Annotated in this window: 13 protein-coding genes; 2 read left to right on the forward strand and 11 right to left on the reverse strand. The window is 41.3% G+C overall.

Features of this window, described 5'->3' with window-relative positions; translation table 11 throughout:
- Nucleotides 1–374: 374 nt before the first annotated feature.
- The 4 genes from BM377_RS13925 to holA form a co-directional block, all read right to left on the reverse strand.
- Nucleotides 375–1,052 carry a phosphatase PAP2 family protein gene (locus tag BM377_RS13925; protein WP_092249823.1) on the reverse strand — a complete coding sequence of 226 codons (678 nt, stop codon included), beginning with the start codon at nucleotides 1,050–1,052 and terminating at the stop codon, nucleotides 375–377.
- A 39-nt stretch (nucleotides 1,053–1,091) separates the two neighbouring features.
- A complete protein-coding gene (locus tag BM377_RS13930; RefSeq protein ID WP_092249826.1) occupies nucleotides 1,092–2,117 on the reverse strand; it encodes a glycosyltransferase family 2 protein in 1,026 nt (341 codons plus the stop codon).
- 7 nt (nucleotides 2,118–2,124) lie between these two features.
- The gene (locus BM377_RS13935) at nucleotides 2,125–2,769 is read right to left on the reverse strand and encodes a DUF1653 domain-containing protein (RefSeq protein ID WP_242948185.1); all 645 of its coding nucleotides are present in this window, start codon (nucleotides 2,767–2,769) and stop codon (nucleotides 2,125–2,127) included.
- Nucleotides 2,770–2,842: 73 nt separating this feature from the next.
- A complete protein-coding gene (gene holA / locus BM377_RS13940; protein WP_092249829.1) occupies nucleotides 2,843–3,856 on the reverse strand; it encodes a DNA polymerase III subunit delta in 1,014 nt (337 codons plus the stop codon).
- A gap of 95 nt (nucleotides 3,857–3,951) precedes the next feature.
- Here holA and BM377_RS16775 point away from each other — a divergent pair, with 95 nt between their 5' ends.
- Together BM377_RS16775 and BM377_RS13950 are read left to right on the forward strand one after the other, a co-directional pair.
- Nucleotides 3,952–4,341: a DUF2752 domain-containing protein gene (locus BM377_RS16775; RefSeq protein ID WP_092249832.1), complete on the forward strand. Its 390-nt coding sequence runs from the start codon at nucleotides 3,952–3,954 to the stop codon at nucleotides 4,339–4,341.
- 12 nt (nucleotides 4,342–4,353) lie between these two features.
- Entirely contained in the window at nucleotides 4,354–4,962 is a 609-nt protein-coding gene (locus BM377_RS13950; RefSeq protein ID WP_092249835.1) for a DUF4234 domain-containing protein, read from the forward strand.
- A 93-nt stretch (nucleotides 4,963–5,055) separates the two neighbouring features.
- On the opposite strand, the gene BM377_RS13955 is transcribed toward BM377_RS13950, so the two are convergent.
- The 7 genes from BM377_RS13955 to BM377_RS13985 form a co-directional block, all read right to left on the reverse strand.
- Nucleotides 5,056–7,344 (reverse strand): DNA internalization-related competence protein ComEC/Rec2, encoded by a 2,289-nt coding sequence (locus tag BM377_RS13955; RefSeq protein ID WP_092249839.1) that lies wholly within the window; start codon nucleotides 7,342–7,344, stop codon nucleotides 5,056–5,058.
- Between the two features lie 32 nt (nucleotides 7,345–7,376).
- Entirely contained in the window at nucleotides 7,377–8,312 is a 936-nt protein-coding gene (locus BM377_RS13960; RefSeq protein WP_092249842.1) for a GerMN domain-containing protein, read from the reverse strand.
- A gap of 13 nt (nucleotides 8,313–8,325) precedes the next feature.
- On the reverse strand, nucleotides 8,326–9,840 hold the full coding sequence (locus tag BM377_RS13965) for a sensor histidine kinase (RefSeq protein ID WP_092249845.1): 1,515 nt from the start codon (nucleotides 9,838–9,840) through the stop codon (nucleotides 8,326–8,328).
- 7 nt (nucleotides 9,841–9,847) lie between these two features.
- Nucleotides 9,848–10,531: a response regulator transcription factor gene (locus tag BM377_RS13970; RefSeq protein ID WP_092249848.1), complete on the reverse strand. Its 684-nt coding sequence runs from the start codon at nucleotides 10,529–10,531 to the stop codon at nucleotides 9,848–9,850.
- A 28-nt stretch (nucleotides 10,532–10,559) separates the two neighbouring features.
- On the reverse strand, nucleotides 10,560–11,183 hold the full coding sequence (locus BM377_RS13975) for a ComEA family DNA-binding protein (RefSeq protein WP_092249851.1): 624 nt from the start codon (nucleotides 11,181–11,183) through the stop codon (nucleotides 10,560–10,562).
- A gap of 92 nt (nucleotides 11,184–11,275) precedes the next feature.
- Nucleotides 11,276–12,799 (reverse strand): sugar ABC transporter substrate-binding protein, encoded by a 1,524-nt coding sequence (locus tag BM377_RS13980; RefSeq protein ID WP_092249854.1) that lies wholly within the window; start codon nucleotides 12,797–12,799, stop codon nucleotides 11,276–11,278.
- A complete protein-coding gene (locus BM377_RS13985) occupies nucleotides 12,796–13,995 on the reverse strand; it encodes an aspartate aminotransferase family protein (RefSeq protein WP_330393001.1) in 1,200 nt (399 codons plus the stop codon). Before BM377_RS13985 ends, BM377_RS13980 begins: the two co-directional genes overlap by 4 nt.
- Nucleotides 13,996–14,016 lie beyond the last annotated feature (21 nt).

Genomic DNA, 14,016 nt, shown 5'->3' on the forward strand with positions numbered 1-14,016 from the left:
CCTTTCAGAGCATTTCACGCAGACCTCCCTAGGTACCACACGTTTCTTCCTCTCCATCCATCTGCCTCATCTATCATGCATGATTCCGTGTAGTTATGGGGTTTCGACTTGTGCAGTAGCCTTACCCTCATGCATGACCTCATATGAGATTTCTGTTCGTCAGACCAGAGATTTGCCCGTGAGTTAGTATGTTCCTCACATCCAGCTTCCTTCAGATTCCACCTCGCGATGGACACCCTTGCCTTCGGCTATATCCTTCCCACTACCGGGCGAATTCGGGACTTTAACCCGTTGGAAACGTGCGCCGCTAGGCGCACTGCAAATAATAAGCGGTCTGCAGAATTAACTGCAGACCGCATTTTTTATGATCATAATTATTCGTATCTAAAAGCAAGCTTCTCTTCTCTTTTTTTGCAAAAGCTCTCAACAACAGTCGAATGATAAAATACCAGATAGAATATGATGGCCATAAAGAAGGCCGTAAGTACATCATAAACCGAATGCTGTTTGATAAACATTGTTGAAAGAATAATTGACACTCCCAGAATGTCACTGAATATCTTTCCTGCCTTTTTGATACGTTTACTGTGTCTGACCGCTATCATGGCACCCAATGAGTTATATACGTGAATACTCGGCCAGAGATTGGTCGGTGTATCGGTCTTATATAACGAGGCAATCATGCGCGTGAACACGTTATCCCTTGGAAATACCTCGGGACGAAGGTGGTGCATATTCGGAAATACCGTAGAGATAAGTAAAAACAGGGTCATCCCTGTCACAAGGAACATGAAGCACTTGTAATAATCTTCTACTTCCATATTAAACAAGAAATACAAAACGGTACCCGAAACATATAAAAACCACAAAAGATATGGAATAATAAACACTTCACAAAACGGAATCTTATCATCAAGCGTTGTATGTATAAGTGCGTAATGCGAAAATCTGCGTTTCTCCAAAAGCGTGAACCAAATTCCATATATGGGCAGATACATAAGTATCGGTAATCCCAAACGTAATAATTCTCTTACCTTTATTTTTCCCTTCATAATTATTATTTCCCCTAATTCTGCAAAACAAGCGGCCCGTCAATTAAAGTGGAATATCTTCTGCAGAAGCTTATATCCTGCAAGCGTGATCTTTCTTCCACCCTTTCCGGGTAAGTAAATATATGTTCCTTCAATACTATATCTAATTTTAAGATAAAGCAAGAAACTTTTACTCTTAATATAGTCAAGAAGTTCTTTTCTCTTGGCAAGATTCTCGGGAGTATCCTCGGTAATAAGAAGAACCGATGATACAGCCGTGATGATCTCAAGATAATTGAACATATACTTGTGTCTTTCGCACTGTGAACGGATCATTCCGATGTTCTCTACATAGTAATCGATCATAAGCTTGTTGACTCTGAGCTGCTGGTCGATACGTGAGAGCATGATCTTCTGATTTACAGACTGATCTTCACGTCCGATATAGTAATAATAGAAATTCACATCCAGATAATACATGTTCTTAACGAACGGAAGCGGGTTATAAACATAGATATTATCTACATAGAATGTGTGCTCCGGAAGCTTAAGGCCGCACTCACGAAGGAGTTTGGTCCTAAAGATAACGGAATGCATAAGAAGATATTTTCCCTTGGGAGTTCTCTTAATGTCTTTCCATGTGAAGAGCTCTTCAATAGGGAACATATTGGCATAACGCATTACCTTGTGTTTCTTCTCTCCAACTTTGTTATAAACAAAGTTACTGATGAGAAGGTCAAGCTGTGTATCACCGCCTGCAAGCTCGGCAAGTGTGGAAAGAATCTTGCGATACGCAATCTCTTTTACCCAGTCGTCGGAATCAACGACCTTGAAAAAAAGACCTGTCGCATTCTCGATACCTGCATTAACGGCGCTTCCGTGTCCGCCGTTGGGCTTGTGAACAGCCTTTACGATAGTCGGATACTTGCTCGCATAGTCGTCGGCGATCTGTGCGGTTCTATCCTTGGAACCGTCATCGACAATGATGATCTCAACATCTTCACCGCCAACCAAAAGTGACTCTATACACTTTTCCATATAACTTTCAGAATTGTAGCAAGGAATCGCAATTGAAAGTAATTTCATAAATAAACTAGCTCCTTAATCTGGTACTTTCGTATTTTTCCATTGTGGTAAGGCAGGTGCGAAGATCGTTATATCTGTCGAGCACATCGCCTTCCTTTACGACTACGCCCATCGACATAGCCATGATATCTATCATATCGTTTGTTATTATCGGACGAAGCTTGGATAAAATATCATTTTTCTCAACCGCAAGATCTGCGTCAAGAAACTTGATAACGAGGGGATCAAGATGAAGATCCTCTGCTTCTTCGTCGACACTTTTTTCCATGACCTTGGAAGGCTTGTAGGGCTCATTCCTAAAGTTCTGTCTGATAGTTTCCTTACTTGATGCCGGTGCGGAGGGAGCAACGTTAATCTTGGGTAAAACAGTTTCCCTTTGGGGTGTTACCACTTCGGGCTGAGTACTCGGTGTAGTATTCTCGGACACCTCTACTTTCTGAAAACGGTACTTCTGCGTTACTTCAGGATATTTATTTCTGTCAACTTCAGACATGAACATATCAAGAGGCCTTACATAGAACTTGTAGTCCCCGTAAAGTGCCTGATAAACAACCATTTCTTCCCTTGTCTCAGAGTGTGTGGCAATCGCTATCACCTGATACATATTCCCCTTGAAATGTCTGTATATTTCCTGTGGTCTTGGTCTGTTCAAAACTCTCCTCCTTTTATGAGAAACGTCAAATTATAGTATAAGCCTTGGGCAGCCGTTTTTCAAATTCATTTTCTTAATTACCCGTGCAACCTATAATGACAATTTCAACGCTGATAACGTAATCAAGCTTACCTGTTTTAACGGCTTCGTCATTGGACGCACATAGCTCAAGCGCATCTCTTAGTTCTTTATATGAATAATTCTTGGCCCAAGCTACATACTTACCGACAAGAAAAGGCATAAGTCCGACCGCACTTGCGATCGTTCCCTTATCTTTCCTGTTCTCATCCATCTCTTTTATCTGGAGCATCAAATTGAACTGCCTTGTTATAAGGGCAAGTATCTTGGCAGGCGGCTCTTTGAGTGCAAGAAGATCGTAGTAAAGATCTATCGCTTTTTTCCTGTTTTTCTCGACTATGGCGTCGGTCATCGCAAATATCCTGCTGGTAATCCAGTTCGCGCACACTGCCTCGATGTCGGCGTTTGTAACCTCATCTCTGTCGATGCAATAGCACACAAGCTTTTCAATTTCCGTGCTGATATTGGACATGTCGGTTCCGACTCTGTCGATCAAAAAAGCTACCGCTCCGGCCGAAATGTTTTTTCCCTCGGACCTGAACTTAGATGCTATCCACCTCTTTAACGTATCTTCATCCTGTTCGTCGCAGTTTATATCAAGACCGAGCTTCGCTGCGGCTTTGTAGATATCTTTTCTTCTGTCGACTTCTTTTTCAACAAAGATAAAATAAGCTGCTTCAGCAGGCTCTTTTAAATAATCAGCCAGCTCCGGACATCCGCTTTTAAAGAATCCGCTGTTCTCGACAAGGATAACTCTTTTGTCCGATAAAAAAGGCATCGTCTCCGCCATATCTATGATGGCTGCGGGATCGCAAGCATCGCCCTCGTATCTTGTAAAATTCATGGATGAAGCATCTCCTCCCATTGCCTTTACAAGCTTATCTCTGTTCTGAAGGCGAAGATATGCCTCTTCTCCGTAGACAAGATAGCACTGCTTTAGATTCCCGGATGTAATATCCTCATTAAGCTGTTTTTGCTTTACCTTAAAATCCGATGTTTTTGCTGCCATTTCAATTCACACTCCAGCCTTAATGTTATCATAGATGCTCAAAAAACTCATCTCAAATAGAACTTTTCGATATTTTATGTTATACTTTGCATGTTATGAAGAACAAGGATTTATGGATAGCCGTATTTGCGGTGGTTGCGCTATATGTTTTTTTTCATTTTGTCGGTATAGGATGTCCTATAAGATTCTTGACCGGAGTATCGTGCCCCGGCTGCGGAACGACAAGAGGCGTTCATTCTGCACTTCTGCTTGATTTTAAGTCGGCATTCAGGTTCCACCCGCTGTTCTGGGTTCCTTTACCTGCTGCTATTGTTATTCTTAATAAAAAGAGAATCCCAAAGAAAATATATAACTTGATCATATGCAACATTATCGCTCTATATTTTGTTATATATATATACAGATTATTTGATGCGAACGATGCGATAGTTAGATTTGATCCCAAAAACGGGTTCATATATAAATTACTTAATTATATTTTTTAGGAGGAGATTTTTATGTTTTGTTCTAATTGTGGTCACGAAGTTCCGGACGGCACCAAAATTTGCCCCAATTGCGGAAAGGAAGTAGCACCTGATTCATTCAAGCAGATCGAAAATGCAGCCAATAATGTTTTCAATTCTGCAGAGCAGGGATTCACAAGCGCAGTCAACGATGTAAAGGATACTTTTACAGGAAACAACAACGCTTACACAGGATCTGCACCTCTCAAAACTGACAGAAACCTGCTTATACTCATCTTGCTTTCACTTATAACTTGCGGTATCTACACATACTATTTCATCTATACACTTGCAAGAGATATAAACATTGCCTGCGATGGCGACGGAGAAGAGACTCCCGGTCTTGTAGCATTTATTCTTCTTGGTATGATAACATGCGGTATCTATTGCTTCTACTGGTACTACAAGGTAGGAAACAGACTTTATAACAACGCTCCCAGATACGGTATGACTTTTGAAGAGAACGGAACAACAATTCTTCTTTGGATGGTTATCGGAGCACTTCTTTGCGGTGTAGGTGTGTATGTTGGTCTTTACTTCATTATCAAGAACACCAACGCTATCTGCGAAGGCTATAACAGATCAAACGGTTATTCATTCTAATTTTGATAAAAGATATTTCGATTCGACTTAATTGATCATTTCAAAAACAGGTATAGCATTTAACGCTATACCTGTTTTTTATTATCGTAATCTTTACTCCTGATTATCTATTGTCTGTGGCTTAAGCATGCTGCTTACTCTTACTTCGCCTTCAAAAGAAACAGCGAAGCTTATCGCTCCCAGTTTATCGGTCCGATATATTCGAGCATCATGCTCTTTTAGCCTTTCAAGCAGCTCCCCATGAGGATGCCCGTAGGAATTGTTCTCTCCGCAGCTTATTACGGCAAGCTTAGGATGAGTCAGTTCAAGAAACTCTTCGCAGGTTGTATATTGCGATCCGTGGTGGGCAACTTTAAGTAGTGTTATATCTCCATATTTTTCCGTATTTGCCCTTATTGTATCTACAAGCTGATCTTCTCCCTCTTTTTCAACATCCCCCGTAAAAAGAGCTGTAAATGCGCCGTAACGCATATGCAAAACCGTGGAGTATGCATTGGCTCCTTCGGTGCTCATTTTTTCAGTTGGATTGAGGCATGTCAATTCCAGCATCCGTGTTGAAATGCCGTCTTTTACGGGTAACTCAAAACTTTCTCCCTTACTCATATATTCAATCGGTATATCCAGCTCTTTTGCCATTGTTTCAAGGCTATGATAGTTATCGCCTCTTGAGCTTTCCGAAACGTCAGGTAAGATAAGCATCCTAACTTTAATTCCACCCTTCTTTATTCCGTCCATGATTTCCAATATTCCCGAGATATGATCTTCATCCTCATGGCTTACGACTATCGCATCAAGCTGCCCTATTCCTTCATATCGCAAGAACGGAATAAGCGAATACTTCCCAACTTTATTGTTACTGCTGCTCCCGCCGTCAATAAGAATGTTTCTGCGCCCCGCCTCAATCACAATTCCATCACCCTGACCGACATCGATTGCGGTAATCTTTAGGCCGTGCGGAATAGTAATGCACAAGATTGTTAATGCCAGCGCCGGAATCATTAGACTGAAGGTTCTCTTATTTTCATTCCTATTCTGCATATACAGCCACACGCCAAGAAGCACGTAGTATATAACAACTCTGTACCACTCCTTATGTCCCGGATACAGCATATTCCCGGGCATATTATTCTGTATTCCGCAAAGAATCTTATATAGCGTCAAAATGCCATGAACGGCAATGCCCGGAATATTCAAGCCGTTAACCGGCGCTCCCGTCATTACCGGCACACTGCCGATAATATAACCAAACGGCAGACACAGTACTCCGCACACCAACAAAACTCCCATCAAGGGAATAACAATGATATTCGTGATAAGCGAATATATAGGATATGTGTAGTAAAACTCCAGATAAACAGGAAGCGTCACCAACATAACCGAAATCCCCGCCAGCAATCCCTGCGCTATAATATTCTCTTTTACCTTGGAATTATGAAAAAGACTCTTCTCAAGCCTTGGTTTAACGACGGTTATACCGAGTACGGCACCGAAGGAGAACAAAAATCCGCTGTTATAAAGATATAGCGGCTGATCAATGATCAAAAGAATCTCCGCAAGAGCAAGCGCGGATAAAAGATCGTATGTCCTTCCGACAAGAGGAGCAATAAGCCTTAGACAGAACATGCAGATCGCCCTGAACGATGATGAAGATATCCCGCACATCTCGCCGTAGAGATACATAAATAACAGCGGAATAGCCGCGTTGATCCAAGGCGGGATTTTAAAACGCTTAAGCAGCTTATAGATCCCCATTCCGATGACCATTATATGGAGTCCGCTTACAGCCAGAATATGGACGATTCCGCTGTTTTTATAAAGCTCTTTTATCTCATCATCCATAAACGCTCTGTCTCCCAACAGCATCGCTTTCATCACTGCACTGTCTTCAGGGGAAAGACTGTTATCAAGTGCTTCCTCAAGCTTATATCTGATGTAGCTTAAGCTCTCTCTAACGATGTCCTTATTACCGTTTCCAGCAACTATCTCAGCGCTTTTTATCCTATATGAAATTTTTAATGTTGAATAATAAAGACGACTGTCAAATTCACCGGGATTACGCGGTGCTTTAAACGTGTATACTTTACCTTTGACAAGAACCTCTTCCCCGATATTGGGAATCTTTTCTTCGCACGGATCAAGATAACACTCTATATACTTTGTTTTTCTTTGGAATTTATCTTTGGGCACAAGATATATCACACTTACGATATCGCCCGAATATATGGTTTTTAATTCTTTTTTGGAAACCACTCCGATAAGTTCCGCAAAAGAGCCGTCAAGCTCTTTTGCAGGCATACAGACAATATTATCAAAAGAAATGTTCAGATAAATAAAGACAATCGCCGTGATCAATGATGCTATAACAACAAACGGCCTTTTCATAAATCAAATATAAAAAATAATACTCCTTAAGATCAGTTTATAAGAGAAGGATTTCTTTCATACAAGCCAGAGATCTGGAAGTCTCTGAACATAAATTCATCAGATCCTTCAACCTTAAGCTCAACCTTCTCAACATTCGGAAACTCCGTGACCGTATTTACGATCGAATAGATCGCAAGCTCCGGATCTATCTCGAAAGGCTCCGATAAAAAGTCTTTCGAAAAATCAATGTGGCAAACGCCATCTTTTACACTAAGATTACTAACCTTGGTTTCAGGTGCAATAGTCGGACAGATCTGATCGTTTTTAGGTCCTGCAATGATTTGCTCAACAGCCATTTTTTCAACCGAAGCACTACTGTTGTAAACAACGGATCTATATACAGGAACCAGCTTATCTTTTGACTCATTTGCAAAATAAAGCTTTATCTCATATTGCTCATATTCATTAAGCTCACTTCCGATATTGAAGATGAAATCCTCGGATTTCATTTCTCCGACTTGATTTCCGAGATGATCGGTAATAGGCTGTCCTTCCACGGCAAAAGATACGTAATTGACCTTCTTGAGCTGTGTAAGCGTTTTAACTATCGCCGCTCTGTGAAGCACCTCTTCAATTCTTCCGAGCTGTTCATAACCCTTAAAAAAATCAAGCTTTACAACATCTCCCTCAATCTTAAAACTTTTGATTGAAATGGGATCCGTAATTGCCGCCTGTGCCTTGGAAGTAACGATATCTTTAGACAATTCGCCAAGCAGCTCTTCAACCGCTTTTTCATTTTCTATAGTATTGACCTTAACTTCACTGCCCCATGACTCAAGGCCATTGCCCTTAGGTCCTATGTAATAGATCTTCACGTTTTCATCAGCTACTTCTTGTCCTGCGCAAGATACCACAAAAGAAGCGGTAAGAATAATACCGCAAATAACGGCTATTTTGTTGTACAATCCTCTCTTTTTAAATAACATAAACTGCACCCAATTATTTTTCGGTAGCTATGATCAAAGGAATCTTAACTGTAAACGTAGTTCCCTCTCCAAGCTTACTGTCAACTTCAATTGTTCCTCTATGCATAAGAACAGCGCTTCTTGCAATAGCAAGTCCAAGACCCGTGCCACCGATCTCTCTGGATCTTGATTTATCAACACGGTAAAATCTCTCAAAGACATGCTCAAGCGAATCTTCCGGAATTCCGACTCCGGTATCCATTACCTTAACGGTAAAGAACTGATGATCCGCATCAAGAATAACCTTGACGCTTCCGCCATCCTTATTGTACTTAACACCGTTCTCAACAAGATTGGTGATTACCTGCGATATCTTGACCTCATCTACCTCAGCCGTAACTGTACGTCTGCTTTCAAAGATAAGCTCAATATCTCTCTGCATTGCAATAGGCTTAATTCTCTTAAGTACGCCCTCAATAAGATTTTCAATCTTGACAGACTTAATATCAAGCTCGGGAGATTTCTTATCCATCTTAACAAGAGTAAGGAGATCTCCGATAATCTGATTTTCTCGGTCAACTTCTTTTCCGATATCTTCCATGAAGTCTCTGTACATCTCAATCGGTGCATCTTCACCCATAGATAAAAGAGAGTCCGCAAGAACCTTCATAGATGTGATTGGCGTTCTGAGCTCATGCGACACATTTGACACGAATTCCTGTCTTGAATCATCCAAAACTTTCATTCGTCGCAAAAGTGAATTAAACGCAATAGCTATATGTCTGGCTTCGGTAAGTGTCGGAACCTCAATAGAATCTTCCGTGTAACCGGCCTTAACTTCATTGATATCAGTTGTAATTTTATCGAATGGTTTCATCAACTTCTGAGCAAGCATATAAGCTATGCAGATAATCGTAAAGATGATAACACCTTCATAAACCGCTATTCTCCTACTCAATTTGGTCAAAGAACGTCTGATCGGATCCATGGAGATACATAAAAGGATAGCACCTCGCACCACTTCGGTATCATCCTCATACGTAACGTCTTCCCCTTCCGCATTCTTGGTTTCAACGATAGGGACCACCAGCTCTATAGCTCCGTATTTCTTGTCGAATTTTGAAAAAGTTCCGCGCGTACCGGATTTCAAACAATTTACCGTTTCTTCAGACACAATAAATTTGCCGTTACTGATCTCATAAGTATCCTTAATAACGTTGAGATCATCATTAATAATGATAACTCGTCCGTTATTAAAATTAGACAAATAATCAATCTCGGCATTGATGACAGGATCATCCGTATCCTGCAAATAATTGTATTTTATAAGGCGATTTGACAGAAGTCTGAGCTGCGTCTGCATCTCAGATATTCTGACAGCGACAGCACGTTCTTCATAGTCATTAAAGATCAGGACATGCATGGTAAGACAACATGCAAGTCCTGTCAAAAATATAGCTAAAAAGAAATGTGCTTTTAGACTACTAAAAAGTTCATTAAATTTAGATAGCTTGGATTTGCTATCGGATATATATGTATCTTGTTTCATATCAAAATCAGTTCATCTGGAAATAATAACCGCTGCCCCACTTAGTCTTTACATACTGAGGATCGCTTGCGTTCTCTTCAATCTTCTCACGCAATCTTCTGATATGAACGTCTACTGTTCTGGCATCACCAACAAACTTCTCTCCCCAAATAGCATCAAGAAGCATATCTCTTGAATAGATTCTTCCGGGATGAGAAGCAAGGAACTCGAGAACTTCATACTCACGTCCTGTGATATTGATCTCCTTGTCCTTAATATATACACGTCTGTATTCCTGGTTAATCTTGAGATTACCGAATACCATGCTGTCTTCATCGGGATTGTTCTTGGCGAAACGTCTCATAATAGCCTTGATTCTTGCTTTAAGCTCAAGAACATTGAAAGGCTTGGTAAGATAATCATCAGCGCCGTAATCAAGGCCGAGAATCTTATCCATATCTTCGCCCTTAGCTGTAAGGATTATGATCGGCACATCAGAAAACTCTCTGATCTTTTGACATACTTCAAATCCTGACATTGCAGGAAGCATAACATCAAGAATGATAACGTCATAGCTTCTCTTGGATGCCATTGTCACAGCATCTTCGCCGTTGTACGCGCATTCAACCATGATGTCGTCCTGCTCAAGGCTGTACTTGATTCCCTTTACAATACTTCTTTCATCGTCAACTACTAGTGCTACTTTTCCCATTACTCCACCGTTCCCTATAATTTTTTTGTTATGATGTAGTTATTTTTTCCTTGATCTTGGAAAAAAGTTTATCTTTAATTCCGGATACCTTCATGATATCCTCAATACTTTTGAAATTGCCGTTCTTCTGCCTATACTCGACTATCTTATTGGCAGTGACATCTCCCACACCCGGAAGTGTCTTAAGCTCTTCGACAGAAGCGGTATTGATGTTAATAAGACCATTTCCTTGTACACTGTCTCCAAAAGAAGCTTCCCCGGCATAACCGCAGTTTTCTTTGACTTCTTCAACAGTGGGAATAAATAGCTTACTACCGTCAGAAATCGGAGCTGCCAGATTAACATAATTTATATCGGCGTCCTCCGAAAAGCCTCCCGCACAGGTAACTGCATCACCTGCTCTGCTGTTTGATGACAGTTCGTATACCCCGGGATTGATTACTGCCCCACAGACATAAACGACTATCTCTTCCGGTTCCAAAGAAACTGTCTCATCCGATACGATATCACTTCCGCCGTCACTCGAATCCACAGACTTAAATACGCTCGCTTCTTCGGCATCCTTACTGATAACAAGCTCCGATCCGCTCTGCACCGCTGTACAACCGGTGAGTGTGATAAGTAATAATATCGGTATTAAATATTTATGCATGTATCCTCCATGTATTATGAGGACCCCACCATGCTTTTTTTATTCTAGTCTAATTTTGTAAAATGTGCAAGTCTAATTAATAGTTCGTAACATTAGTCCGCTTCTTCTTTCAGCCCAGCAGTAATGACATCATCATTGGGATCCGGGATGGTATCTTCGGTATACTCTTTACCCGTGACTTGCTTCATTATACTCTCTGAGACCTGTTTCAAAGTGCTGTTACAGTCCGCTCCGTTCCATATCTCGGTAAATGCGATCTCAAGCTCCATCCAAAGATTACTTGTCTCAATAGTCTTGGGCATTGGAACTGAATCCGCATAAACATCCACAAACGTATCAAGATTGGGATCGCCGTAATTAACATTGTAATGTGCAGCGAGTTTACCACTCATCTTATAAATATCACCGGAATTGTCCTTACAAAGATATTTAGCAAAAGCATTGGCTTCGTATGGATGTTCCGAATATCCGTTAACAACAATACATTCCGTAACAGACATTGTTCTTGTCTTAAAATCTCCGGTAAGCCCCGGCATATCGGCAACGCCGAAATCAAATTCGCACTCACCATTGGCCTTGGCCTCTTCAATCCTGCGAAGGATATCTGTTGTAGCTACGGTGAATACAATCTTTCCGTCAATAAAGTCCTGAACCACACTGTCATAATCCACAGACTTAGAATCAATAGCAAAGAACTGATTAAGCTGCTGATAGATCTTCATACAGCTAATGGTATCCGTATTGTAAATATCGATCTTAGAAACATCGTCTCCCGCGTCTCCACCTACATTCATGTAATTTCCGACAAAGAAATAATTGTAGAAAATATCGGTAACGTCCCACTTAAACACGGCTTCAACCTGTTCGGGAGCGTTATAGTTCTGGGCAAATGTAAGAATTCCGGAGATGGTATTGGGAATAGAATCAGAAACTGTCTCCTCAACCGCCTCTTCACTGATGCCTTCATCTGTTTGCTCCTCTTCACCATCTTTGGGATTAACATCGCTCTCGGAAACTTCTGCCTCTTCGGCTTCTTCAGCAACCTGCGTCGCATCGGGTGACTGATCGGGTAATGACTCCATCTCTTTTTGTATCTCAAGCTGCTCCTTGGCCATGTCCTCAAGATAAGTTTTGTTATAGACAAGTGAGCTGGTCTCAAAATAGAAAGGATAGCCGATGCATCTTCCGTTATAAGTAACGCTGTCTACAGCAGCCTTAGGAAATGATTCTTCATTAAGAAAATTGCCGGAGTTGTCTATCTCAAGCGCAAGCCCCGCCAAATACGCCTTTTCAAGCAAATCATTTGTTATTATAAAAAGATCCGGATATTTGCTGTTATTAAGAGAGGCCTTGTTTACCGCCTCAAGATACTCAATTCCGGAAACCAGAGTGGGCTCGATTCTAACCTTGCTCATGGTCTCCGAATAAGCTACAGCCTTGCTCTGAAGATAAGGAGTAAGAGCATCGTCGGTATACCAAACTCTAACGGTTGTTCTTCCGCCGTTAAAAAGAGTGTGTTCCTCGAAAATGCTCTGACCCGAACGAGCGTATAAAACCGCTCCCAAAACTGTGCATATTATAAGTATTATAGAAAAAATTCTGGTTCTAAGCTTCATAAATCCCCTAAACATGAATCGAGAATCTCGATCATGTCATCTACATCTTCCTTGGTAATTATAAGCGGCGGCACAAATCTGATAATCTCGGCACCGGCATTGATAAGGATAAGTCCCTTGTCAAGTGCCTTGTTTATCACGTCCGCTACAGGCCTGTTAAGCACAAGTCCCTGCATGAGTCCCGCACCTCTTCTGTCTGTGATGAAATCATATTTATCCTTGAGTTCATCAAGACGCTTTTCAAGATACGGTGCCACCTTATTCACATTCTCTATTATATTGTCCTCCTTGAATAAATCAAGGACTTTGTTAATAGCCGCGCATGCAAAGGGGTTTCCGCCGTATGTTGTTCCGTGGTCACCCGCAACAAGAGAATTCTCTCCGACTTTTTTGTTTAATAAGAATGCTCCTACGGGAACTCCGCATCCAAGTGCCTTGGCTGTAGTCATGATATCGGGCTTTATTCCGTACTTCTGCCAAGCAAACATATAGCCCGTTCTTCCCATTCCGCACTGAATCTCATCAAGGATGAGGAGAATGTCTTTTTCATCGCAAAGAGCTCTTACCTTGGTAAGGAACTCTTCGGTAGCAGGGAATATTCCACCCTCTCCCTGAACAGTCTCCATTATGATCGCACATGTCTTGTCATTAACCTGTGCAAGTACGCTGTCAAAATCATTGAGATCTGCAAACTTTATATTACCGATCATCGGCCGGAAAGCCTCTCTGTAATGAGGATTTCCCGTTACGGAAAGAGCTCCGAAGGTTCTTCCGTGGAATGAATGGTTCATTGCGATGATCTCATGATCGGTCTTGCCATCCTTGAGATATGCATATTTCCTGGCAGCTTTGAGAGCGCCTTCAACAGCCTCAGCTCCGCTGTTTGTGAAAAAGACTCTGTCCATTCCGGACACTTCTTTGATCTTCTTGGCAGCTTCTATTGCCGGAACATTGTAGTAGTAATTTGATGTATGAAGAAGCTTGTCTATCTGAGCCTTCAATGCATCGTTGTATGCCTTGTTGTTATATCCGAGAGCAAATACTGCGATTCCGGATACGAAATCAAGATACTCTTTTCCGTCGATATCGTAGAGGTGACCTCCGTCTCCTTTGTCCAAAACGATCTGATAACGGTTATATGTATGAAGAAGAGCGCTTTCAGCCTCTTCTATATATTTTTTCATAGTCTCACTCATAATTATTAAAGTCTCCTCGCA

This window comes from Butyrivibrio sp. INlla21, from assembly GCF_900116875.1.
Classification (GTDB): domain Bacteria; phylum Bacillota; class Clostridia; order Lachnospirales; family Lachnospiraceae; genus Butyrivibrio.